The sequence below is a fragment of the Bacillus sp. WP8 genome, from assembly GCF_000800825.1.
GTDB lineage: Bacteria > Bacillota > Bacilli > Bacillales > Bacillaceae > Bacillus > Bacillus safensis.
The window spans coordinates 3,525,557-3,548,985 of record NZ_CP010075.1 but is presented as its reverse complement, the minus strand read 5'-3'; the positions used below and the strand labels follow the sequence as shown (position 1 = coordinate 3,548,985).

Sequence of the window (23,429 nt, the reverse complement as noted above, 5' to 3'; positions counted from 1 at the left end):
TTCTTTTTGTTGTTCATTCAAAAGAGCAACGATTCTTTTATTTTATATAAAATTAGACGAATCAGCATTACATTTTGTTGGCGAATTTCTGTCTTTTTTTAAATTTTTTTCATACGAAAAAAGAATTGGTGGGTGAAGAGATGTCGAATTTGATACTCAAAACCAAAATCCCTGTCATAATAAAAGAAGAAGGAAAGGGGATGTGCTGAATGAGAACGATCGAAAATGATCAGTTATTGGTTCAGATTCATGAAAAGGGAGCGGAAGTCAGGGAGGTGCTTGACAAGAAAAGCGGGCGTCACTATATGTGGTCTGGTGATCCAGCTTATTGGGGCAGGGTGTCGCCTATCTTGTTTCCAATTGTTGGGCGATTAATGAATGATCAATACAAGATGGACGATCAAACCTTCGAGCTCACGCAGCATGGATTTTTGCGTGATGTCAATTTTGATTTATATGAAGAAACGGAGCATACGGTGACCTTTCAATATGAATCAAGAAGCCGACACATGAAGCAATACCCGTATGAATTTACAGCACGTATTCGTTATGAACTATTAGAAAATGGACTGAAGATTTCCTGGGAAATTGATCATGACGGAGATGATACGATGTATTTCTCCATTGGAGGGCACCCAGCATTTCGTGTTCCTCTTGTTGAAGGTGAGCAAGCAGCAGATTATTCACTCACATTGACACCTTCGACTGAACATCTCCCTGTGCAATATGAACTGCGGAATTCACTTGTCAGAGAGAAAGGAAAAGGCATTGAGATTGAGCCGATCCAGCTTCGACCAGAGCTTTTTCAGCATGATGCGATGATCTTTAGCCATATCAATCGAGTGTCTTTGACTTCTAGGGCAGGTCACGGAGTTGAGGTCGATCTCACTGGTTTTCCGTTCGTGGGCATTTGGTCGCCTTATGACCAAGAAAAAGGAACGATGGCTCCTTTTGTTTGTATTGAGCCGTGGTATGGCATTGCCGATATGGAAGGGACGAATGGGCAGTATAAAGAGAAGTTTGGCATTCAAACGTTAGAAAAGAATGAGACCTTTCATGCCGCTTATACCGTTTTCTTCAAATGAACATTTGTGCATGAAGAGGTGAACAATTTGTTATGATAGAAGAAAAAGGGGGCGTATGAATGGATCGAGAGAAACAACAGCTGAGTATTGAAGCGGCAAGGCTTTACTATTTGTCTGATTACAGCCAGCAGGAAATTGCCAAGCAGCTCAACTTGTCGAGACCGACTGTATCTCGGCTGCTTCAATATGCGAAAGAGAAGGGATACGTCCAGATTACGGTGATGGATCCGTTTGAGGATTTAAACGAGCTTTCTTCATTGCTCAAGGAAAAATATGACCTGCTCGAAGCTCATGTGGTGTTTTCGCCAAAGGACGACTATCCAACCATCACCGATTATTTGAGCCGATTTGGTGCAGATTACTTGCAAGAGACGGTGAAAGACGGTGATATCGTTGGCGTGAGCTGGGGAACGACTATGTATCAAATTGCACAAAAGATGCAACCTAAACAGGTAAAAGGTGTAGAGGTTGTCCAGCTCAAGGGCGGAATCAGCCATTCTCATGTGAATACATATTCTGCGGAAACCATTCAGTTGTTTGCTGAGGCCTTTCAAACAGCACCGCGCTATTTGCCGCTTCCTGTTGTATTTGATAGTGCTGCTGTCAAGGAAATGGTTGAGCAGGACAGACACATTCAGCGAATTATTGAAATGGGCAAGCAGGCGAATATCGCTGTGTTTACTGTTGGAACGGTAAGAGATGAGGCACTTTTGTTTAGACTAGGTTATTTCCGTGAAGAAGAAAAAGCGCTCCTCAAGGCATCCAGTGTCGGAGACATTTGCTCGCGTTTTTATGATCAAGATGGACGCATTTGCAGTGAAGCCATTAACAATCGCACAATTGGTGTGGAGTTAGATGATTTAAGGAAAAAAGAACGATCCATTCTTGTCGCTGGCGGTCATCGAAAGGTGGCTTCTATACACGGCGCACTAAGAGGAAAATATGCGAATGTATTGATCATCGATCAGCACACAGCGAGGGCTCTTTTAAATGTCACAAAATAGATGAACAAAATTTCATAACCATGTTTACAATTGTTCATCCGTCATATATGATGAAAGTATCATAATTAAAAGGAAGTGTGAAGCATGACGATAGCAAAGCTCATTGATCATACAGCACTAAAACCAGATACATCTAGAGCTGCAATTATGCAGTTACTTGAAGAAGCAAAGACTCATCAATTTGCATCTGTTTGCGTGAACCCAACTTGGGTATCTCTTGCGTCGAAAGAACTAGCAGGAACAGGTGTTGATGTATGTACAGTCATCGGTTTCCCATTAGGCGCTAACACAACAGCGGTGAAAGCATTCGAAACAAAGGATGCGATTGAAAACGGTGCAACAGAAGTGGACATGGTCATCAATGTTGCCGCATTGAAAGACGGCGAATATGATGTGGTTGAACAAGATATTCGTGCAGTTGTAGACGCAGCAAAAGGCAAAGCATTAGTGAAAGTTATCATTGAAACATGTTTACTTACTGATGAGGAAAAAGTCAAAGCTTGTGAGCTTTCAGTGAAAGCGGGCGCTGATTTTGTGAAAACATCGACTGGATTTAGTACAGGCGGTGCAACAGCTGAGGACATCGCATTAATGCGTAAAACAGTAGGACCTGACATCGGTGTGAAAGCATCAGGCGGCGTGAGAACAAAAGAAGACGTTGAGGCAATGACAGCTGCAGGTGCTACCCGTATTGGCGCAAGTGCAGGCGTTTCCATTATCAAAGGGGATCAATCATCTCCTTCGAAAGACTATTAATTCATACGATCCTATGGTAGGATAACATTCATGACTCATAAATGATGAAAAAGTCATATGCGGAAGGACCTCTCTTCTGGGAATTTCTTCCGCGTTTTGTTTACGAAATAGGGTTTGTTCCATACAAGCGCATTAATGTAAACGAATTCATTCAAGGAGGAAAAACATGAAATACGTGATTGGTATCATCGGTTTGCTAGTGATTCTGGCCATTGCATGGCTGGCTAGTAATGGGAAAAAACGAGTGAAATTCCGTCCAGTAATTGTCATGATTGTACTGCAATTTATTTTAGGTTATATTCTGCTCAATACAGGTGTTGGAAACTTCCTAGTCGGAGGCTTTGCAAAAGGATTCCAAATGCTTCTAGGCTATGCCGGCGAAGGAATCAACTTTGTATTTGGCGGGTTAATGAATGATAAAGCGTCTACTTTCTTCATCAATGTTTTACTGCCGATCGTCTTTATCTCGGCGTTAATCGGTATCCTGCAGCATTGGCGTATTCTTCCGCTTATCGTACGAGGAATCGGATATTTGCTTAGTAAAGTAAACGGTATGGGAAAACTAGAATCTTACAACGCAGTAGCGTCTGCGATTTTAGGTCAATCAGAAGTCTTTATTTCTATTAAGAAACAACTTGGATTATTACCACAGCAGCGTCTTTATACATTATGTGCATCTGCAATGTCGACGGTTTCGATGTCGATTGTTGGTGCGTACATGCAAATGATTAAACCAGAGTACGTGGTTACAGCACTTGTGCTGAACCTATTTGGTGGATTTATTATCGCATCGATCATCAATCCATATGAAGTGTCTAAGGACGAAGACATGCTTGAAGTCGTTGAGGAAGAAAGACAATCCTTCTTCGAAATGCTTGGCGAATACATTATGGATGGTTTCAAAGTAGCGATTGTTGTTGCTGCAATGTTGATTGGATTCGTTGCATTAATTGCGATGATTAACGGTATCTTTACAGCTGCCATCGGTGTTTCTTTCCAAGATGTACTTGGATATGTCTTTGCTCCATTTGCGTTCATTGTTGGTGTTCCTTGGAGCGAAGCGGTACAAGCAGGAAGCATTATGGCGACCAAAATGGTATCGAACGAATTTGTGGCAATGCAAATTCTATCCGGTGATGCTTTCCAATTCAGTGCTCGTACAGAAGCGATCATTTCTGTATTCCTTGTATCATTTGCGAACTTCTCTTCTATCGGTATCATTGCTGGAGCAGTCAAAGGCTTAAACGAAAAGCAAGGGAACGTTGTCGCACGCTTTGGATTAAAGCTGTTATTCGGTGCAACTCTTGTCAGCTTCTTAACAGCAGGCGTTGTCGGTTTAATTTTCTAATTTAAAAAAAGGAATGGTGAAAAACAATGAGAATGGTAGATATCATTGCGAAAAAACGTGACGGAAAAGAATTATCTTCAGAGGAAATTTCTTTCTTTGTCAAAGGTTATACGGACGGAACAATTCCTGACTACCAAGCAAGTGCCTTGGCTATGGCAATTTTCTTCCAAGATATGACGGATCAAGAACGTGCAGACTTAACACTCGCTATGGCGAACTCAGGAGATACAATTGACCTGTCTGCTATTGAGGGTATTAAAGTAGATAAGCACTCAACAGGCGGTGTAGGTGATACAACTACGCTTGTACTCGCTCCTCTTGTTGCGGCACTAGATGTACCTGTTGCGAAAATGTCTGGGCGCGGCCTTGGGCATACAGGCGGTACAGTGGACAAGCTTGAAGCGGTCAAAGGCTTCCACGTAGAAATTACAAAAGACGAATTCATCGAGCTCGTGAACCGTCATAAAGTAGCGGTCATTGGCCAATCAGGCAACCTGACACCAGCTGATAAAAAGCTGTATGCTCTTCGTGATGTGACAGGAACTGTTAACTCAATTCCGCTTATTGCAAGCTCCATTATGAGTAAGAAAATTGCTGCTGGTGCAGATGCGATTGTACTCGATGTGAAAACAGGCGCAGGTGCTTTCATGAAAACACCAGAAGACTCAGAGAAGCTTGCAAAAGCCATGGTGCGCATCGGAAATAACGTAGGCAGACAAACGATGGCGGTCATCTCTGACATGTCCCAGCCGCTAGGATTAGCGATTGGAAATTCCCTTGAAGTGAAAGAAGCGATTGATACGCTTCGAGGCGAAGGTCCTGAAGACTTAAACGAGCTTGTGCTCACATTAGGAAGTCAAATGGTCGTTCTTGCGAAAAAAGCAGACACACTTGATGAAGCAAGAGAAAAGCTGATTGAAGTGATGAAAAACGGCAAAGCACTTGAGAAATTCAAGGAATTCTTAGAAAACCAAGGTGGAGACAGCTCAATTGTGGATCAGCCTGAAAAACTGCCGCAAGCACCTTACAAAATCGAAGTACCTGCAAAAGAATCAGGTGTCGTAGCTGAAATCGTCGCGGATGAAATCGGTGTTGCAGCGATGATCCTTGGAGCAGGACGCGCAACAAAAGAGGATGATATCGACCTATCTGTCGGCATCATGCTGAACAAAAAAGTGGGCGATCGTGTTGAAAAAGGAGATTCACTTGTGACTCTGCATGCGAATCGAGAAGATGTTGCAAATGTCATGGAGAAAATTTATGACAACATCCGCATCGCTGATCATGCCGATGCACCAACTTTGATCCACACGGTCATTACTGAATAAAGAAAAAGGACAAAAGTGATTCGTCGCTTTTGTCTTTTTTTATGCTCGTCATTTTCTATTGAAATAAAAAAATTCACTTTATGAAACAAACCTCTTGCAATCATCAAATAATGGGTGTATATTAATTGACGAGTCAATGATTGATATATCAAGTAATTGATTTCTGAATAGAAAAGAGGGGATGGCATTGACTGCATTTTGCTCTGAAGAGGCAGAGGTATTATATCGTTTGCAGTGCGTGAACCGTATGATGGGCGTGAAGTTCGAAGCATGCACGGGCATCAGCCAATCAAGACTTGAGTTGTTATCGCTGTTATTCCAAGCCGATGAAATCAGCCAATCAGATTTGCAGAAAAAAGTAAATATTGATAGTGCAGCTGTGACGCGTCACTTGAAACAGTTAGAAACAAAAGGAATGGTCACACGCAGAAGAAAACCAGAAGACAATCGAGTCACACTTGTTCGCTTAACAGACGAAGGCAGAACAAGAATCGAAGCTTCTAAAATAGAAAAAGAACGATTTATCTCAGAAATGCTTGAAAACGTAAGTGAAGAAGAACGAAGGCTTCTCACTGATGTGCTCATCCGTATACAACAAAACATCGAAAAGATTCAAACAACCTAAAGGAGTGTTACACATGGCTACAACATTAAAAACAAACGATTTTATGGAAATTATGAAAGGGCGCCGCTCTATTCGTAACTATGATCCATCTGTGAAAATCAGCAAAGAAGAAATGACAGAGATTTTAGAAGAAGCAACAACTGCACCATCATCAGTGAATGCACAGCCTTGGCGCTTCATGGTGATTGACAGCCCAGAAGGGAAAGAAAAGCTTGCACCACTTGCAAAATTCAACCAAACACAAGTGTCAACATCAGCAGCTGTCATTGCAGTATTTGCAGATATGAAAAGCGATGAATACTTAGAAGAAATTTACTCAAAAGCAGTAGAGCATGGCTACATGCCGCAAGAAGTGAAAGAAAGACAAATTGCTGCATTAACTGCACACTTTGAAGTTCTTCCAGAGCAAGTGAACCGCGAAACAATTTTAATTGACGGTGGGATTGTGTCTATGCAGCTTATGCTTGCTGCACGTGCACACGGTTATGATACAAATCCAATTGGCGGATATGATAAAGAAGTAATCGCTGAAACATTTGGCTGGGATAAAGAACGTTATGTACCAGTCATGCTGCTATCAATTGGGAAAGCAGCTGACGAAGGCTATGCATCTTACCGTTTACCGGTTGATCGTATTGCTGAGTGGAAATAATATCTTTTCAAAAGGAGACGATCAAATGATTATTATTCATGCAGGGATGACCATTCATCCAGAAAAAGAAAACGTATTTTTAGAAGAAATCAATGAATTAATGAAAGCTTCACAGGCTGAAGAAGGCAATGTTTCCTACAAGCTGTTCAAGGATACAGATAAGGAAAATACCTTTTTAATGGTAGAAGTGTGGAAAGATGACGCAGCGGTTCAAAGCCATAATGCAAGTGCTCATTTCCAAGCGTTCGTAGCGAAGGCAAAAGAATTCTTAGCCGCTCCACTTGACGTGGTTGCCTTTCAAGGCCAGCAGCTTTCATAGAAAAACAACAAACACCCTAGGCGGTTATCGCCTAGGGTTCTTTTATTTTCGACATATGGTTCCACCCATTTCATTCACGTATTGTGCATTTTCCACAAAATTTCTGAAAATAAAATGTTTTTCGACTTAACTATATTGGAATATGCTAGAATTAGATATTATTTATTACCAAAATAGGGAGGAACCAAAATGAAACAAGGGAAATGGACGAAAATTGCACTAACCGCTGTCCTAAGTTTAGGAACATTGACAGCTTTCAGCACCCCTCTATCTGCCCACACCACAGAAAAATCAACATCCTCTGATGGCGGTCATTATTCAGGTATTCCATTTGACTCAAGTGTCGTAAATGAAGACCGTCTCGTCAAAGCCTTGAAAAAACAAGGAAAGATCAAAAAGAATGCCAATGAGGTAGAAACCCAAAAAGCATTAAAGAACTATCTAAAGAAAAAAGAAGAATCGGCAATGAAACAAAGTGCCAGCACCTTAACAGAAGAGCCTGAATTCCTGAAAGAATACAAACAAGAGGTACATAACAAACTTGCAAAAAAGAAAAAGTTAAAGAAGCATAAAGGAAAAGAAGGCAATCAAGTAAAACCGGTCAAAAAGGAAAAGTATAAAGGTGACGTCCGCAATGATAAGGTATTGGTTTTATTAGTAGATTTTAAAGATTATAAGCATAATAGTATCAAAAAAGAAGAGACTGATATGTATTATGACAAGTTTGATCAACAGCATTATCAAGATATGCTTTTCGGAAAAAATGGCTACATCGGTCCAGATGGGAAACGAAAAGTATCCATGAAGCAATATTATGAAAAGCAGTCCGGCGGCAGTTACACAGTCAGTGGAACAGTTGCAGGATGGTATACAGCGAAGCATGAAGCAGCTTATTACGGAGGGAACGTACCTGACGATTCAGGCAGTGACGGCAGACCGCGCGAATTGGTAAAAGAAGCACTCGAAGCAGCAGCAAAAGATCCAAATGTTGATCTTGGGGAGTATGATCAATGGGACCGCTATGATATTGATGGCGACGGTGTTTATAACGAGCCAGACGGCATCATTGACCATCTGATGGTCGTTCACGCGGGTGTAGGTGAAGAAGCAGGCGGCGGACAACTTGGCGCTGATGCGATTTGGTCACACCGCTGGTCACTTGGTGATGTATTTGAAATTCCGGATACTGAATCTGAAGTCGGACAAGGCGGGAAAATAGGCGCATTGGATTACACCATTGAGCCTGAAGATGGCGCAGCAGGTGTGTTTACACATGAATTCGGACATGATCTTGGTCTTCCTGACGAGTACGATACACAGTACACAGGCAACGGAGAGCCCGTTTCTTACTGGTCGATCATGTCAAGCGGAAGCTGGGCAGGTAAAGTGCCTGGTACGGAACCAACAGGCTTTAGCCCATATGCGAAAGAAATGCTTCAAAATCTGCATGGGGGCAACTGGCTTTCTGGACAAACCATCGATGGTAAAACATTAAAGAAAAGCAAAACCGTCTTAATTGATGAAGCAGCAACAAAAGGAACGAACCATGACGCCGTTCGAGTCGATTTACCAGATAAAGAGATTGTCGTTACGACACCTGCTCAAGGAAAATATTCGTACTTCAGCGGAACGGGTGACAATTTGAATGCAACTATGACGACAACAGGTATTGATTTGTCAAAAGGAAGCAAAGCAGAGCTGACATTTAAAGCATGGTACGATATTGAAGAAGATTATGATTATGCGTATGTCGAAGTGCGTGAAACAGGGACTGATCAATGGAAGACCATCGCGGGTAACATCACGAATGATCGAAATGAAGCAGGTGCAAACGAAGGCAATGGCATCGATGGAAAATCAGACGGCTGGGTAGATGCATCCTTTGACCTGTCTGCTTATGCAGGGAAGAAAATCGACCTGCAATTCCGTTACACAACCGATGCAGGCTATTCACTTCCAGGTTTATTTGTAGATGATCTGAACGTCAAAGCAGATGGAACGAACGTATGGTCAGATGATGCCGAGGATACATCTACTTTTACCTTTAATGGATTCTCAAAATCTAATGGAAAACAATATGCAGCACAATACTATTTACTAGAGTGGCGCTCTTATGCTGATGTCGATAAAGGCTTAAAGCATATTAAACGCGGTGCAAGTCTGATGAGCTATAATAACGGTTTGGTCGTGTGGTTAGTCGATCAATCGTACAGTGATAACTGGGTTGGAAAGCATCCGGGGAACGGCTTCCTTGGCGTAGTAGATGCAGATCAGCAAGTATTAAAATGGAGTGACGGTTCCATTGCCGCCACAGGCTTCCAAGTACATGATGCAGCATTCTCTTTGAATCCAAGTACGAAGCTGAATATCGATTATACAGCAACAACGGGCTTAACTTTGCAAGATCGCTACATTCGCCCGACTCGTACATTTAGTGATAAAAAGAACTATGTGAATCCAAATAACCCAGATGCAGGACGCGATGTACCGAACTATGGATTATCCTTTAAAGTCGTTGGACAAAGTAAGGATCGTTCTGTTGGAAAGGTGTTAATTTCGAAAAGTAACTAAATAGAAAGCCGGATTCTACTATTGAATTCGGCTTTTTGATATGTGAGAAAAGGATTATAAGGACACGATTTGGTTTTTAATCGAATGTCTGTTCTTTTTTATTTTGATATCCGAATGAAACCATTATATAATAGAGCCTGGAAGATTTTCTTTCAACCATGATTCTTTTAGCTGTTAAAACAAAGGAAAGGATGAGCGTTACCAATGAGTTATGTCACTGCCAAGCAATTAAAGGTGATTCGAGGGACGATGCAGACTTTTTGCAGCCATTTGGAGTATGATGGTCATGGTAAGCTTCATATCAATACCATCATGGCTTTTATTAAAAAGGAATTCGGCGTGAGAAAAATGAAAGACATTCCACAAAGTCGCTTTACAGAAGCGCTAGAATTAATACAAGACTTTGATTTATACACGGATAAAATAGAAATTCGTGACCGTCTATCAGAAAGGAATTAACTAAATTGAATATTTTAGCAATGATTTTAGTAGGAATTGTCGCATTAGAACACATTGTCATCATGTTATTAGAAATGTTTTTTATGGAATCAAAGATGGCGAAGAGATCTTTTAAGCTGCCAGAACACTTGCAAAAAGATCCAAATGTCAAAGTGATGTTTGCTAATCAGGGGCTTTATAACGGGTTTTTAGCAGCAGGACTCATTTGGGGACTCATTCTTGGATCGAATACCGTTGGATATATGATTCAGCTATTTTTCATTCTTTGTGTCATCATCGCAGCAGTATTTGGCGGTGTAACATCCAATAAATCAATTATCATCAAACAAGGAGTACCAGCGCTTCTTGCATTAATTGCACTGATGCTGGCGATCTAATCTTAAAATAAAGCCGCCCCTAGAAAGGGCGGCTTTTATCTTTTTCGAAGTCCCATCAAACGAATAATGGATGTCAGACAAAGGGCAACAGCAACGGCCAAAATGATTTTTCCGTACATGACCCCTGTTAGGTTCATTAAAAAGACGGCCAATATAATACAGAGCGTGATGATGATCATCACAATCGAATAGGTTTTCATCTCTTTTTCCACTCCTTTAAAAATCCCCTCATGTGACACGAGAGATCTGTCAATCTTTCCTCATATTATATCACTCAATGACAATTTTACATGAAATTCCCTACCAATAGAATGTGACATATTGATTAGATTTTGAGTCATACCATATTTTTTAGAAAATCGGGTATAACATAAAGAATTGAACCGAAGTCATATTGCTTGATATTTAATTGTGCAAAATATAAAATAACCACAGGATAAATCGAAAGGATGATCAAGATGAGTAAGAAAGTGTTATTAGTATCGACAAGCAGCCCAGAAATGAATGGACATCCAACAGGCTTATGGCTAGAAGAGTTAGCAGAGCCATTTCATATTTTTCAAGAAAATGAACTAGAAGTACAAATTGTCTCTATTCAAGGTGGCACTGTACCAATTGACAAAAATTCAATTCCTGAAGGTGTCCCAGCGCAATATCAAGATGTGTATGAACGACTTCAAGACACAAAGGCGCTTACAGATGTGAATCCAGCTGATTATGACGGCATTTTCTTTGCTGGGGGACACGGCCCTATGATCGACTTTGCGTCTAATCAATTGGTAGCGGATGCGATCTTAGCGGTTTCAGATAAAAAGGGTGCGATCGGAGCCGTTTGTCATGGTGTTTCAGCATTCGTTGATGTGAAGGACAAAAATGGCAAATCATTTATCGAAGGCAAAAAAATCACAGGCTTTACCAACGAAGAAGAGGAAGCCGTGCAGCTGACATCAAAGGTTCCATTTTTATTGGAAACAAAACTTCGTGAGCAAGGGGCAGCGTTTGAAAAAGGTGATGCCTTTGCGCCATTTGCTGTCGTTGACGGTCAAATCATTACTGGACAAAACCCAGGATCAAGTGCAGAAACAGCACGTTTGTTTGTCAAAACTATTGCATAAAACGTTCAAAAACCAGCCGTTACTCATGCGGCTGGTTTTTTTGTTATAAAAATGTCCCAAAAAAGACCAAAACAATGATTGGAATAATGGTAAAATTATCACAGGGTAAAAAACCCAAATGAGGAAAAGGGGATGTTCCTGTGAGAGCATTTTATGTCAAAATCACTGCAGCTTTACTGTCTGTTTTACTCGTCGCAACAGGTTTGTTTTCACCAGCATTAAAAGCAGAAGAAGCACCAAAATCAAGTGGGAAACGATCACCACTGACAGAAAAAGCGATTCAGCAAGTGCAAGAGTCGTTTTTAAAGCAGGATGAAGGAACCGCTATCCAACAGAAGCAAGTGAAAAAATCATTTAAAGTGGATAAGAAGAAAGGAATCAGCATCAAACGAAAAGCTGCTAAAGATGGCAAAATGCGCACGTCTGCCGTTCGCTCCATTGATGGACTAGCCATAAATCAATCGGCTGTCTTAACAGAGGACGACCCAGTTGATTTATGGTTTTTAAGCACATCTTCACCTCAGGCACTCATCAGCCGGATTACCTCTTCAAACCCTGATTATTTCGTTCAATTGTTTGTTGTTGATTATGAAACAGGACAAGCCTACCCAACGGATCTTATTCAACCGGCAGGCAGTCTGCTCGCGTTAAGCAATTTACCAGCGGGTGATTATGCGTTTGGTATTACCAGCGGTGGAGACTTTGGAGACTCATATACATTACAGGTGAATGCAAAAAACCCACCAAATTTCACAGGTGCTGAATCCCTGTCATCAACATTGCAATACTTTGTCGCTACGTATGCCAATGGGGATGTTTTCGCAAATGGTACAAAAGTATATAACAAACAATCTAAGACCGCCGATTATAAATGGGAGCGTGTATTTTACTTCTCATATGATGGAAAATATGAACAGAGAACTCATTCTGTTGACAGTGTGAAGGTGAAAAGTATTTCAGCACCAGTGTCGTACTCTGCTCCATACGCAAGTTCCTCAGAGGCCATTCTCGTCTACTTAGATGTGGAGACTTTATTTATGTATCATGAATCATCGTTTGCTAGCGGGCAGTACTACCATAGTAGCTTTGTTGATACACTTGGGAAGACGACACCAAGACGCTTAGATATTGATGATATGACAAATTACGGTGATCATATTTTAGCTGTAGATTTAAAAACAGGAAAGCCGATCGATTTCTTCAGTGTGTTGAATTTCTACTATGCTGCAGGGATCGAGAAACTGCCAACAATCAGAACGTTGAATTAAGAAAGGCGGTTGACATCAAATCGCCACATGTGTAGAGTAAAGATAATTAAATGACAAAAGTCCACTAGGGGAGTCATGTATGACTGAGACAAGAGAAAATCTTGGACCCTTTGAACCTGATCTAGTTCGTACTAGCGGAGGGAAGTGGAGCTGGACCTTGTCTTATTCATGATTGAATCGATAAGAAGGCCGCTCCATTTGGGGTGGCTTTTTCATTTATTCAACTGAAGAAGAGGAGGCTTTTTTTATGACATTTTCTACGCAATTAAGGAAAGAAGCAGAACCGTTATTTGAAGCCATTTATCAGCATCCGTTCGTCAGAGGCCTGGCAGCAGGAAAGCTGGAAAAGGAACAGATCATTCATTATGTCAAACAGGATGCAGAATACTTACAAGCATTCATTAAAATTTATGCAGCAGCGCTCAGCAGATGTACAGACAGAGAGGATATTGCGTTTTTTCATCAGCAGATTGCGTTTGTACTAGATAGTGAAACGCACCCCCATCAAAACCTTTGCCGAGTGGCAGGAGTAGCATATGATGGGCTCCAAGGTGCTTCTTTGGCTCCGAGTGCTCATCACTATATTCATCACATGCTGCAAGTCGCACAGGAAGGTACGCTTGGTGAAATCATCGCTGTCCTGCTTCCATGTCCTTGGACATATTGGGAAATAGGGAAACGAATGCTCACAGATGTGCAGCCAGACCCGTCACATCCGTTTTATGAATGGATCACGTTTTATGGAGGATTAACCGATTCTGTCACAGGTGAGCTTTGCAAGCGGCTCGATCAATTGGCGGAAGCAGCAAGTGAGAAGGAAAAGGAAAAAATGAAACAGCATTTTATCTTAAGTTGCCAGCTCGAATACAAGTTTTGGGAAATGGCCTTTACTGTTGAAGAGTGGCCAGTTCAACTGGAGGTGCATACATCATGACATGGAAGATGAAAGAAGTCGTCCTTGCCGTGATTTTATCCGTTGCGTGCGGTGTGATCTATTTAGGATGGTCCACACTTTACTTACCGATTACAGCACTTGTTGGCCCAGCAGGAGGCAATATCATGTTTGGAATATGGGTCATTGCCAGTCCAATCGTTGCGTATATCATTCAAAAGCCGGGGGCTGCCCTGATTGCGGAAACAGCTGCCGCGGCTGTGGAATTATTGACAGGCAGCCACTTCGGACTTTCAGCTCTGCTGATTGGTGTATGCCAAGGGCTTGGGGCAGAAATCGCCTTCGCTCTTTTTGGGTATAAACGATACCGCATGTGGACACTGATGCTGTCTGGTGCCTTTGCCGCTATCGGAGCGATGGCGTACAGTCTCGTGGCAAATGGCTTCGGATATTATACGCCTCAAGTTTTACTTATGACGCTTGTGACTCAAATCATTAGTGGAATGATACTTGGCGGATGCCTTGCGAAAGTGGTGGTGGACGCACTATCCAAAACTGGTGTACTCAATCAATATGCCATCATGAAAGAAAAACGAAATAAAGGTGAACAGCATGAATTCATTTCTCGCGTGCAATGATCTGACTGTCCGTTTTTATGAACAGCCTAAGCCAGTTTTGCATCAAATCTCTCTTACGATTCAAAAAGGGGAAAAGGTGCTTATTTTAGGACCGAGCGGAAGCGGGAAATCCACGCTCATTTCGGTTCTGGCTGGAATCATTCCAGAGCATGTGGAAGCAGACATGCAGGGCGAAGTGGTGTTACAAAGACATACAGGCGTCATGTTTCAAGATCCAGACTCTCAGTTTTGTATGCACCGCGTCAATGAAGAAATTGCCTTTAGCTTAGAGAATCGTTCCGTCCCACGTGAAGAGATGGATGACATCATTCAGCAGCTCATGCAAAAAGTCCAACTGGATGTCGATCCGCATACAGAGATTCACACTTTATCTGGCGGCATGAAGCAGCGATTGGCACTTGCTTGTTTACTAGCATTACAGCCGGATGTTCTATTCTTTGATGAACCAACCGCACAGCTTGACCCGGCAGGTAGAATGGACATATTTCAACTGCTGCAGCAGCTTGCAGCCGATCAGCAGCAAACCATGATTTTTGTAGAGCATGTGCTTGACGGAGTCATCGAATGGATGGATCGGGTGATTTTATTAGATGATCAAGGCAGCATTTTAGCAGATGGAGCTCCAAAAGATGTGCTCGTGACATATGAGGAAGAAATGAAAGAGGCAGGAATTTGGCGGCCAAAATTATTTCCCGAGAAATGGTCCACGATTATTCAAGATCCATTTCATCCACTGAGTCAAACCTTTATGCAAACCTATGAAGCAAGACAAGCGCAGCATGAAAAAGTGCCGTCAATCGAACGAGAGACAATGATTCGTACAGAAAATCTTCAATTAAGCTACGGGAAAAAAAGGATTATGAGTAACCTTCAGCTTGATATCAAAGCAGGAGATTGGGTGGCGATTATTGGAGAAAATGGGAGCGGAAAAAGTACGTTTCTCAAACATTTGATCCGCTTAGAGCCAGCTAAAAAAGGTCATATTTTCTTAAAAGAAACAGACCTTAAAAAATGGTCTGACCGACTACTCTATGAAAAAGCAGGCTTTGTGTTTCAAAATCCGGAGCTTCAATTTATACAAGACACAGTATTCGATGAAATCGCCTTTGGCGGCAGACAGCGAAACTGGCCAGAATCAGTCGTACAAGAAAAAACGGCCCAGCTGCTGAAAGAGTTCGGTTTAGAGAAGCATGCAAAAGCACATCCCTTCACCTTAAGTTTAGGGCAAAAAAGAAGATTGAGTGTTGCCACGATGCTCCTTTTTGATCAAGATGTATTGCTGTTAGATGAACCGACTTTCGGTCAGGATGAAAAAACAGCGAAGGAATTAATGAGGCGTTTAAAAGAACGGCAACGCCAAGGCACGACCATTGTGATGGTTACACATGATATGGAGCTTGTCGATGAATGTGCCGATCAAGTGCTTCTTTTTCATCAAGGCAAGCATGTATATGATGGTCTCCCTTATGATCTATTTTCAAATCAGGAACTTGTCGATGCTTATCAGCTGAGAGCTCCCTTACATTATCGCTATGTGGCAGAAAGAAAGGATGTGCTGACAATTGCAAAGTAATCATTCCTTTCTTTCTACTGTGAATCCAGTCATGAAATTACTCGCTCACCTGCTTGCGATGGGCTGCCTCATGGCGATATCTGATCCTAAAACAACCTTTATCATCTGGCTGTTTGCTCTTGGCATTGGACTTGTTTTAGGTGGATGGAATATGAAGTATCTCATCACAAGGCTTGTCCCTTATCTGCTCTTTTTTATTCTCGTCTTTTGGATGATGGCGGCATTCGGCAAGGGGGATCATACTGTTTGGAAGTGGGCGTGGTTTCATATCACGGAGGAGAGTTTAAGAAATGGTCTCACCATCGCTTTCAGAATGCTTGGATTTGTGACATTTGGTCTCCTTTTTACGTCCACAACAGATTTGACGGCATTTATGATGAGTCTGATTCACCAATGCCGAATGTCCCCAAAATGGGCGTATGGGATGCTTGCCGGCTTCCGGTTTATTCCGTTATTTCAAAGTGAATTAAAACAAATGAAGGCTGCACATAAAATCAGAGGCTACAAGCAAAAAAACAGCTGGAAAGCCTTTATGCGTTATGCATTACCCCTTTTTACACAAGGTGTACGAAAATCAGAGCGCTTAGCGATTGCGATGGAAGCCAGGGGCTTCACAGGGACGAGAGAGCGAACGTATTATCATATCATCAGCACCTCATGGATTGACTATATGTATCTTTTTCTCATCGGTATCAGTGTCTTTATAGGCATTTACCTTGTTTAAAAAACACCCACATTCTCTTGATAGAATGTGGGCTTTTTATATGCCTTAGGTCATTTGATTGATATTAGTACACATTACAGGCTGTAATAGATCATATAACGAACCGATAAAGAAGGTGTACTGAGAAAAAGAGAGGATGAACGTAAGCGAATGTCACAGAGAATTGATAACATAATAGACGCTTTACCAATCATTGGACTTGCTATGAGAGAACAGCTAACCTTTTCTGTTTTAGGGAAAGAGAAGGTTCTTTATTATCAGCAACATGGGAATATTGATTTAGGATTTAAAGCTGGTGATACAGTAGATCCTGGATTCCAAAACTTTGCGATGCTGAAAAATGGGAGAGAACCATCGTTTATCCAAATTCCGAAAGAAGTATACGGGATTCCAATGGATATCGTAGCCGTTCCAATTACTGATGAATCAGGTCAAGTGGTTGCTGCCTTCTGTGTGGCCTATGACCAAACCAATCAACAACGATTAGAGCACATCATGACGGAGAGCAACGAGGCTTCCGAAAAACTAGTCGCAATGGTACAGCAGGTTGCCGCACATTCAGAGGAACTACAAGCGACAAGTGAACAAATTCTACAAAATACGAAAACCACTGTCGAAAATTCCTCTAAAATCAATCAAGTGTCTAATCTCATTAAAGGTATCTCTGATCAAACGAACTTACTTGGACTTAACGCATCAATAGAAGCTGCAAGAGTGGGAGAAGCAGGAGCAGGCTTTGGAGTGGTCGCAACAGAAGTGAGAAAGCTGTCAACTCACGCGAAACAGGCGACAACTGATATTGAAACAGCCCTAAAAGATGTGCAGGGATCGATCAAAGGAATGGAAGAAGAAATTGCGCAAATTGTCGCTTCCTCTGAGCATCAGGCAGAACTTGTTGGCACTTTTACAAAAATTATTGAAGGTCTTCATGAAACAAACGAAACAATGAAATCATTGGCAAACGACTTAGTGAACTATCAAGTGAAATAAAAGAATGACAAAACCTCCAGCTGAATTGGAGGTTTTTTTATCATTTCAAGGTGAGAAACTTGTTAGAATTATGACCGTTTTATCGCTGACAGGCAGGATACACTTCTGTATGATAGAAAAAGAGAGACTAGTTTTGTCATTAGACTTATTCATAAGGAGGAAGATCATCGTGACACAATCACCGAAGCTGCAGGAAATACTAGCACCCTACCGTCCATTGTTAGATAAAACTGAAAAACCAATGATTCAATTGCAGATGAAACAAGGAAAAACAGGACCATACGACAGCAAAATAGCTGGTGATCCTTACTTCCCCAAAAACGATGAATATCCAGTTGACGGCGAAGGACATCCGATGAAACTTTTGGCACAAATTAATTTCGGCCAGCTTCCGAAGCTGAAAGATTATCCAGAAACAGGACTTTTGCAAGTCTTTATTTCTGTGCATGATGATCTTTATGGAATGAATATTGACCATAAAACAGAACAAAAAGATTTCCGGATCAAATTTATTGAAGAACCTTTCTTAGCAGAAGAAGAGTTATTGACTGATTTTTCTTTTGTGAAAATTCCAGACGATTTTTATTTTCCTGTAACGAAGGAAGGCGCAATTACAGGTGAATTAGCAAGCGAAACGATCAGTGTAGGAGATTTCCGTTTTGAAAAAGTCACAGGAAAGAACAGCTGGAACCTATTTGAAGATGCAGATGGTGTTAATGGTGATGAAGCAGATACCCTGTTGGATGAATTCTATGAAACAGAGAGTGGCTTTGGTCACAAATTGGGCGGGTATCCAGGGTTTACACAAGAAGATCCGCGTACCTATGTAGATCAAGAACATACTGTTTTGTTATTACAAATTGACTCAGATGATGAAGTAGATTTGATGTGGGGAGATTGCGGTATTGCCAACTTCTTTATCAAACCAGAAGACCTCAAACGAAAAAATTTCGAGAATGTTGTCTATAATTGGGACTGCTCCTGATTTTGTAAAAAACACACTTTAAACACTCTTTATAGAGTGTTTTTTTGTGTATGTTTTTAGACTTTTTTGTCCCTATTTCGTCATTTCTAAGAGGCAATATGTCATTCTTACTAGTTGACCGGATCAAAAAAAAATGTAAAATCATCTTAAAGTCCTCTTTTTTGAAAATAATAATAACATGACATATGATTCAACGATAAAATGCTCGAAAAAGCGGAATGTACTGGGGGGTATCAATTGATCATTTCGAAAGTAATCAATAATAATGTTGTCAGTGCGTATGATGACGAGCAGCATGAGCTGGTCATTATGGGCAGAGGGATCGCGTTTCAAAAGAAAAGCGGAGACCCGATTGACGAAGAACGAATCGAGAAGGTATTTTCTATTCAAAATAAAGATATATCAGAAAAATTCAAAACCCTGCTTTATGATATTCCAATCGAGTATATGCAAGTGTGCGAGGCGATTATTGAGCATGCGAGAACGACTCTTAACAAAAATTTAAATGACAGCATCTATGTGACGCTGACGGATCATATCACCTTTGCCATAGAACGTCATCAAAAAGGAATGGACATCAAAAATGCCTTGCTCTGGGAAATCAAACGGCTGTATAAAGATGAGTTCAGATGTGGTTTAGAAGCTATTCGGATCATTGAGGACAAGCTGAGCATCCATCTTCCTGAGGATGAAGCCGGCTTTATTGCCATGCATATTGTCAATGCAGAGCTCAATGAGGAAATGCCAAACGTGATTCAAATCACCAAACTCATTCAAGATATTTTAAACATCGTTAAATATCACTTTCAAATTGATTTAGACGAGGAATCATTAAATTATTTCCGTTTTGTGACGCATTTGAAGTTTTTTGGGCAGCGTCTGTTTAACGAAACTCAAATGGAAAATCAAAATGAGTTTCTGTATGAAGTGGTAAAAGAGAAAAACACTGCAGCTTTTCAATGTGCAGAAAAAATTAACGAGTATGTTCAAAAAGAATACAACCGAAGTCTCATAGAAGATGAAATGCTATATTTAACTTTGCATATAGACAGAGTAATAAAAAGAAAATAAATTCAAAAAGAAAGCGTTGACATCACAAAATTAACATGATAATTTATAACTATAAACTAAATAACCCACAATCTTTTAGGATTGTTACTGGTCAAGCAGGCAAAACCTAAATCATTGTCCCTATCTTTGATAAGGCATGATTTAGGTTTTTTTATATCTAAAGACTTATAAAAATTAAATAACGATCAATCGCTATGAAGGATTGTTACTGGTTAAGCAGGCAAAACCTAAATATCGATTAATGTCTGAATCGCTATTTCTCGGACATTAATGGATGTTTAGGTTTTTTCTATATCAAGATGAAATCAACGATTGGAGGGTAACACAATGAACCACAAACAAACAGCAAAAGAAGTGCTAGAACTTGTCGGCGGTGAAAAAAATGTTAAGCAAGTCACGCATTGTATGACAAGACTTCGCTTCAACTTATACGATGAAAGCAAGGCAGATAAAGAAAAGCTGCAATCAACAGACGGCGTCATGGGCGTGAATCAAAGCGGCGGTCAATACCATGTCATTATCGGTAACGATGTATCAAACGTCTATCAAGCGATGATTGCTGACTCAGGACTATCAACAGATGTAAAATCAGGCGGTACAGAAGAAGCGTCAAAACAAAATGTGATATCAAAGCTATTCGATTTTATCTCTGGTGTCTTCACACCGATTCTTCCAGCCATCGCTGGAGCCGGTATGATCAAAGGAATTTTGGCATTGATGCTCACATTTCAGTGGATATCAGATAAAAGCAGCACGTATGCGATTTTAACAGCTATCGGAGATGGAGCCTTTTACTTCTTACCGATTCTACTTGCTGTAAGCGTAGCCAAAAAAATTGGTACAAATCAGTATATCGCAGCTGCCATTGCAGCAGCAGCGCTGCACCCGCAGTTAACCGCTTTACTGGGTGCGGGAAATACTGAATTTCTCGGCTTGCCAGTGGTTGCCGTTGTGTACTCTTCATCGGTGATTCCAATTCTACTTACCATTTGGCTCGGCTCATATGTTGAAAGATTCGCAGAAAAATATAGTCCAAAATCATTAAAGATCATCCTTGTTCCAACAGTTACACTTCTTGTCGTTGTACCGGTTATGCTCATCGCGGTTGGACCACTTGGTGGAATTATCGGTAATGGCCTTTCAGGTGGAATTGATTTATTGTTTAAACATGCAGGTATTCTGGCCGGACTCTTGATTGGCGGGTTCATGTCACCATTGATCATTACGGGCATGCACTATGCACTGCTTCCAATCATGATTAACAACATTACATTAAACGGCTTTGACTTTATTCTTCCAATGATGTTTGTAGCGAATATGGCACAAGCAGGCGCAGCATTCGGTGTCTTCTTAAGATCAAAAAACAAAACATTCAAATCATTGGCGATGTCTACAAGTATTACAGCTTTAATGGGTATTACTGAACCTGCTATGTATGGTGTGAACATGCGATTGAAAAAACCGTTCTTTGCAGCCCTCATTGGTGCAGCAGCAGGTGGCGTGTTCATGTCGATCTTTAAAGTAAAATCATATGTGGTATCTGGATCAGCAGGCCTCCCAGGTCTCCCAACATTCATTGGACCAACATTTGTCTACTCTATCATCGGCTTAATCATCGCCTTTGTCGTAGCATCAATCATGACACTTGTTCTAGGATTCAAAGATGTACCAGTGAAAGATGATAAAAAAGCAGACAAACCAGAAGAAAAAAAAGACACAGCAGCGCTTCAAAATGAAGTGGTACAAAGCCCGCTTGAAGGTCAATTAAAGGTGCTCAATCAAGTAAATGATGCAACATTCTCTAATGAAATCATGGGCAAGGGTACAGCCATTGTGCCAACTGTTGGACGCGTTGTTGCACCGTTCAACGGCAAGGTTGAAACCATTTTTCACACAAAACATGCCATTGGCTTGAAGAGCGACCAAGGCACAGAACTTCTTATTCATGTCGGGATTGACACGGTAAAGCTTGACGGAAAGTATTTCACAAGTCATGTGCAGTCCGGTGATCTTGTACAAGCAGGGGATGTGCTGGTTGAATTTGATATCAAGGGTATTCAGCAAGAAGGCTATGATGTGACCACGCCTGTTATTGTTACCAACACAAATGATTATGCTCAAGTTGATGCGAAAACAGATGGAGCGATTACAGTGAAAGAGACACTGCTTACAGTCAGTGTAGAAGAAAAAGAGGAGGGCATTCAACATGAACAAGTTAGAAAAAACATTTCCTAAAGGTTTCTTATGGGGTGGCGCTGTTGCGGGCAACCAAATTGAAGGCGCTTATAATAAAGATGGAAAAGGCTTATCGACAGCTGATGTATCGCCAAATGGTATTATGCACCCATTCGATGAATCAATGAAAGACCTAAACTTATATCATGATGCCATCGATTTCTACCATCGCTATAAAGAAGATATTGCACTCTTTGCAGAAATGGGATTCAAGTGCTTCAGACTATCCATATCTTGGCCGCGTATTTTCCCAAATGGCGACGATGCGGAACCGAATGAAGCAGGCCTCGCTTTTTATGAAAAAGTATTTGATGAACTGCATAAGCATGGAATTGAGCCAGTTGTCACGATCTCTCACTATGAAATGCCGCTTGCACTTGTGAAAAACTACGGTGGATGGAGAAACCGTAAGCTTGTGGATCTTTATGAAACATACGCTAAAACATTGTTCACTCGCTTTAAAGATAAAGTGAAATATTGGATGACCTTCAATGAAATCAATGTCGTGTTACATGCACCTTTCACTGGCGGCGGGCTTGTATTTGAAGAAGGGGAAGACGAGAAAAGCATTCAATATCAAGCAGCGCATCACCAATTTGTTGCAAGTGCTCTGGCTGTTAAAGCAGGACATGAAATCATTCCAGATGCAAAAATTGGCTGTATGATTGCAGCGATGACCACATACCCGTACAGCTCAAGACCAGAGGATATGTTTGCTGCAATTGAGCAAGACCGTAAAACATTGTTCTTCTCAGATGTACAGGCAAGAGGCTATTACCCAGGTTACATGAAACGTTATTTCCTGGAAAATAACATCAACATTGAGTTCCAAGACGGGGACGAAGACATTTTAAGAAACCATACAGTTGACTATATTGGCTTCAGTTATTATATGAGTTTTGTGACGAGTACAGATCCAAAGGTTCTTGAACAAGTTACTGGCGGTAACCTATTTGAAGGTGTGAAAAACCCTTATCTAGAAGCAAGTGATTGGGGCTGGCAAATTGATCCGAAAGGACTTCGTACAACACTGAATCAGCTGTATGACCGCTACCAAAAGCCTTTGTTTATCGTAGAAAATGGATTGGGTGCTGTCGATCAAGTAGAAGAAGACGGATCAATTCAAGACGATTACCGAATTGATTACCTCAGAAGCCATTTGCTAGAGGCGAGAGAAGCCATCGCAGACGGAGTAGACCTGATCGGTTATACAAGCTGGGGCCCAATTGACCTAGTCAGCGCATCAACGGCTGAAATGAAAAAACGCTACGGCTTCATTTATGTCGACCGTGATAACGAAGGAAACGGTACATTAGATAGAAAGAAAAAGAAAAGCTTCGATTGGTATAAACAAGTGATTGCGACGAATGGTGAACATTTGGATGCATAAAAGAAAAAGACAAACCGCTCATAC

The 23,429-nt window shown here is 41.1% G+C and carries 22 protein-coding genes, 1 pseudogene and 1 riboswitch; of the genes and pseudogenes, 22 read left to right on the top strand and 1 reads right to left on the bottom strand.

Features of this window, described 5'->3' with window-relative positions; genetic code table 11:
• Window positions 1-209 precede the first annotated feature (209 nt).
• The 11 genes and pseudogenes from QR42_RS17945 (at window position 210) to QR42_RS17895 (ending at window position 10,524) form a co-directional block, all read left to right on the top strand.
• Window positions 210-1,085: an aldose 1-epimerase family protein gene (locus QR42_RS17945; RefSeq protein ID WP_039182646.1), complete on the top strand. Its 876-nt coding sequence runs from the start codon at window positions 210-212 to the stop codon at window positions 1,083-1,085.
• A 59-nt stretch (window positions 1,086-1,144) separates the two neighbouring features.
• Entirely contained in the window at window positions 1,145-2,089 is a 945-nt protein-coding gene (locus QR42_RS17940; protein WP_039182643.1) for a DNA-binding transcriptional repressor DeoR, read from the top strand.
• 84 nt (window positions 2,090-2,173) lie between these two features.
• Complete coding sequence (gene deoC / locus QR42_RS17935) at window positions 2,174-2,845, top strand: deoxyribose-phosphate aldolase (protein ID WP_039182640.1); 672 nt, start codon at window positions 2,174-2,176, stop codon at window positions 2,843-2,845.
• A gap of 166 nt (window positions 2,846-3,011) precedes the next feature.
• On the top strand, window positions 3,012-4,193 hold the full coding sequence (locus QR42_RS17930; protein WP_039182637.1) for a NupC/NupG family nucleoside CNT transporter: 1,182 nt from the start codon (window positions 3,012-3,014) through the stop codon (window positions 4,191-4,193).
• A 26-nt stretch (window positions 4,194-4,219) separates the two neighbouring features.
• Entirely contained in the window at window positions 4,220-5,521 is a 1,302-nt protein-coding gene (locus tag QR42_RS17925; RefSeq protein WP_039182634.1) for a pyrimidine-nucleoside phosphorylase, read from the top strand.
• Window positions 5,522-5,661: 140 nt separating this feature from the next.
• A pseudogene (locus QR42_RS17920) lies at window positions 5,662-6,146 on the top strand (MarR family winged helix-turn-helix transcriptional regulator).
• Window positions 6,147-6,159: 13 nt separating this feature from the next.
• Entirely contained in the window at window positions 6,160-6,798 is a 639-nt protein-coding gene (locus QR42_RS17915) for a nitroreductase family protein (RefSeq protein WP_039182629.1), read from the top strand.
• A 25-nt stretch (window positions 6,799-6,823) separates the two neighbouring features.
• Complete coding sequence (locus QR42_RS17910) at window positions 6,824-7,117, top strand: putative quinol monooxygenase (RefSeq protein WP_039182626.1); 294 nt, start codon at window positions 6,824-6,826, stop codon at window positions 7,115-7,117.
• Between the two features lie 189 nt (window positions 7,118-7,306).
• On the top strand, window positions 7,307-9,688 hold the full coding sequence (locus tag QR42_RS17905; RefSeq protein WP_039182623.1) for an immune inhibitor A domain-containing protein: 2,382 nt from the start codon (window positions 7,307-7,309) through the stop codon (window positions 9,686-9,688).
• 204 nt (window positions 9,689-9,892) lie between these two features.
• Window positions 9,893-10,147: an ORF6C domain-containing protein gene (locus QR42_RS17900; RefSeq protein ID WP_039182618.1), complete on the top strand. Its 255-nt coding sequence runs from the start codon at window positions 9,893-9,895 to the stop codon at window positions 10,145-10,147.
• Between the two features lie 5 nt (window positions 10,148-10,152).
• Window positions 10,153-10,524, top strand: coding sequence for a DUF1304 domain-containing protein (locus QR42_RS17895; protein WP_034281380.1), 372 nt, complete (start codon window positions 10,153-10,155; stop codon window positions 10,522-10,524).
• A gap of 35 nt (window positions 10,525-10,559) precedes the next feature.
• Here the strand turns inward: QR42_RS17895 and QR42_RS19515 are convergent, their stop codons facing one another.
• A complete protein-coding gene (locus QR42_RS19515; protein ID WP_003214630.1) occupies window positions 10,560-10,724 on the bottom strand; it encodes a hypothetical protein in 165 nt (54 codons plus the stop codon).
• Between the two features lie 258 nt (window positions 10,725-10,982).
• Between QR42_RS19515 and QR42_RS17890 the strand changes: the two genes are divergently transcribed.
• The 11 genes from QR42_RS17890 (at window position 10,983) to QR42_RS17840 (ending at window position 23,405) form a co-directional block, all read left to right on the top strand.
• Window positions 10,983-11,639, top strand: coding sequence for a type 1 glutamine amidotransferase domain-containing protein (locus QR42_RS17890; RefSeq protein ID WP_039182614.1), 657 nt, complete (start codon window positions 10,983-10,985; stop codon window positions 11,637-11,639).
• Between the two features lie 140 nt (window positions 11,640-11,779).
• Window positions 11,780-12,907, top strand: coding sequence for a hypothetical protein (locus QR42_RS17885; RefSeq protein WP_039182611.1), 1,128 nt, complete (start codon window positions 11,780-11,782; stop codon window positions 12,905-12,907).
• A gap of 56 nt (window positions 12,908-12,963) precedes the next feature.
• Window positions 12,964-13,067, top strand: a riboswitch (TPP riboswitch).
• Window positions 13,068-13,154: 87 nt separating this feature from the next.
• The gene (tenA, locus tag QR42_RS17880) at window positions 13,155-13,841 is read left to right on the top strand and encodes a thiaminase II (protein ID WP_039182608.1); all 687 of its coding nucleotides are present in this window, start codon (window positions 13,155-13,157) and stop codon (window positions 13,839-13,841) included.
• Window positions 13,838-14,437 carry an ECF transporter S component gene (locus QR42_RS17875; RefSeq protein WP_025093768.1) on the top strand — a complete coding sequence of 200 codons (600 nt, stop codon included), beginning with the start codon at window positions 13,838-13,840 and terminating at the stop codon, window positions 14,435-14,437. Before tenA ends, QR42_RS17875 begins: the two co-directional genes overlap by 4 nt.
• The gene (locus QR42_RS17870; RefSeq protein WP_039182605.1) at window positions 14,412-16,010 is read left to right on the top strand and encodes an ABC transporter ATP-binding protein; all 1,599 of its coding nucleotides are present in this window, start codon (window positions 14,412-14,414) and stop codon (window positions 16,008-16,010) included. The genes QR42_RS17875 and QR42_RS17870 overlap by 26 nt, the downstream gene beginning before the upstream one ends.
• Window positions 16,000-16,734 carry an energy-coupling factor transporter transmembrane component T family protein gene (locus tag QR42_RS17865; protein WP_039182602.1) on the top strand — a complete coding sequence of 245 codons (735 nt, stop codon included), beginning with the start codon at window positions 16,000-16,002 and terminating at the stop codon, window positions 16,732-16,734. Before QR42_RS17870 ends, QR42_RS17865 begins: the two co-directional genes overlap by 11 nt.
• A gap of 150 nt (window positions 16,735-16,884) precedes the next feature.
• On the top strand, window positions 16,885-17,724 hold the full coding sequence (locus QR42_RS17860) for a methyl-accepting chemotaxis protein (protein WP_039182599.1): 840 nt from the start codon (window positions 16,885-16,887) through the stop codon (window positions 17,722-17,724).
• Between the two features lie 169 nt (window positions 17,725-17,893).
• Entirely contained in the window at window positions 17,894-18,709 is an 816-nt protein-coding gene (locus tag QR42_RS17855; RefSeq protein ID WP_039182596.1) for a YwqG family protein, read from the top strand.
• A gap of 237 nt (window positions 18,710-18,946) precedes the next feature.
• Entirely contained in the window at window positions 18,947-19,780 is an 834-nt protein-coding gene (gene licT, locus QR42_RS17850; RefSeq protein ID WP_024423922.1) for a BglG family transcription antiterminator LicT, read from the top strand.
• A gap of 327 nt (window positions 19,781-20,107) precedes the next feature.
• Window positions 20,108-22,015: a beta-glucoside-specific PTS transporter subunit IIABC gene (locus QR42_RS17845; protein ID WP_039182593.1), complete on the top strand. Its 1,908-nt coding sequence runs from the start codon at window positions 20,108-20,110 to the stop codon at window positions 22,013-22,015.
• Window positions 21,987-23,405: an aryl-phospho-beta-d-glucosidase gene (locus tag QR42_RS17840; RefSeq protein WP_039182589.1), complete on the top strand. Its 1,419-nt coding sequence runs from the start codon at window positions 21,987-21,989 to the stop codon at window positions 23,403-23,405. The genes QR42_RS17845 and QR42_RS17840 overlap by 29 nt, the downstream gene beginning before the upstream one ends.
• Window positions 23,406-23,429 lie beyond the last annotated feature (24 nt).

What these genes read in the sequence shown, in the direction of transcription:
- QR42_RS17940 (WP_039182643.1), top strand. Translation starts at nt 1,145, where the DNA reads ATGGATCGAGAGAAACAACAGCTGAGTATTGAAGCGGCAAGGCTTTAC.
- QR42_RS17915 (WP_039182629.1), top strand. Translation starts at nt 6,160, where the DNA reads ATGGCTACAACATTAAAAACAAACGATTTTATGGAAATTATGAAAGGG.
- QR42_RS17875 (WP_025093768.1), top strand. Translation starts at nt 13,838, where the DNA reads ATGACATGGAAGATGAAAGAAGTCGTCCTTGCCGTGATTTTATCCGTT.
- deoC (WP_039182640.1), top strand. Translation starts at nt 2,174, where the DNA reads ATGACGATAGCAAAGCTCATTGATCATACAGCACTAAAACCAGATACA.
- QR42_RS17900 (WP_039182618.1), top strand. Translation starts at nt 9,893, where the DNA reads ATGAGTTATGTCACTGCCAAGCAATTAAAGGTGATTCGAGGGACGATG.
- QR42_RS17845 (WP_039182593.1), top strand. Translation starts at nt 20,108, where the DNA reads ATGAACCACAAACAAACAGCAAAAGAAGTGCTAGAACTTGTCGGCGGT.
- QR42_RS17860 (WP_039182599.1), top strand. Translation starts at nt 16,885, where the DNA reads ATGTCACAGAGAATTGATAACATAATAGACGCTTTACCAATCATTGGA.
- QR42_RS17925 (WP_039182634.1), top strand. Translation starts at nt 4,220, where the DNA reads ATGAGAATGGTAGATATCATTGCGAAAAAACGTGACGGAAAAGAATTA.
- QR42_RS19515 (WP_003214630.1), bottom strand. Translation starts at nt 10,724, where the DNA reads ATGAAAACCTATTCGATTGTGATGATCATCATCACGCTCTGTATTATA.
- QR42_RS17840 (WP_039182589.1), top strand. Translation starts at nt 21,987, where the DNA reads ATGAACAAGTTAGAAAAAACATTTCCTAAAGGTTTCTTATGGGGTGGC.
- QR42_RS17905 (WP_039182623.1), top strand. Translation starts at nt 7,307, where the DNA reads ATGAAACAAGGGAAATGGACGAAAATTGCACTAACCGCTGTCCTAAGT.
- QR42_RS17930 (WP_039182637.1), top strand. Translation starts at nt 3,012, where the DNA reads ATGAAATACGTGATTGGTATCATCGGTTTGCTAGTGATTCTGGCCATT.
- QR42_RS17945 (WP_039182646.1), top strand. Translation starts at nt 210, where the DNA reads ATGAGAACGATCGAAAATGATCAGTTATTGGTTCAGATTCATGAAAAG.
- QR42_RS17890 (WP_039182614.1), top strand. Translation starts at nt 10,983, where the DNA reads ATGAGTAAGAAAGTGTTATTAGTATCGACAAGCAGCCCAGAAATGAAT.
- QR42_RS17910 (WP_039182626.1), top strand. Translation starts at nt 6,824, where the DNA reads ATGATTATTATTCATGCAGGGATGACCATTCATCCAGAAAAAGAAAAC.
- tenA (WP_039182608.1), top strand. Translation starts at nt 13,155, where the DNA reads ATGACATTTTCTACGCAATTAAGGAAAGAAGCAGAACCGTTATTTGAA.
- QR42_RS17870 (WP_039182605.1), top strand. Translation starts at nt 14,412, where the DNA reads ATGAATTCATTTCTCGCGTGCAATGATCTGACTGTCCGTTTTTATGAA.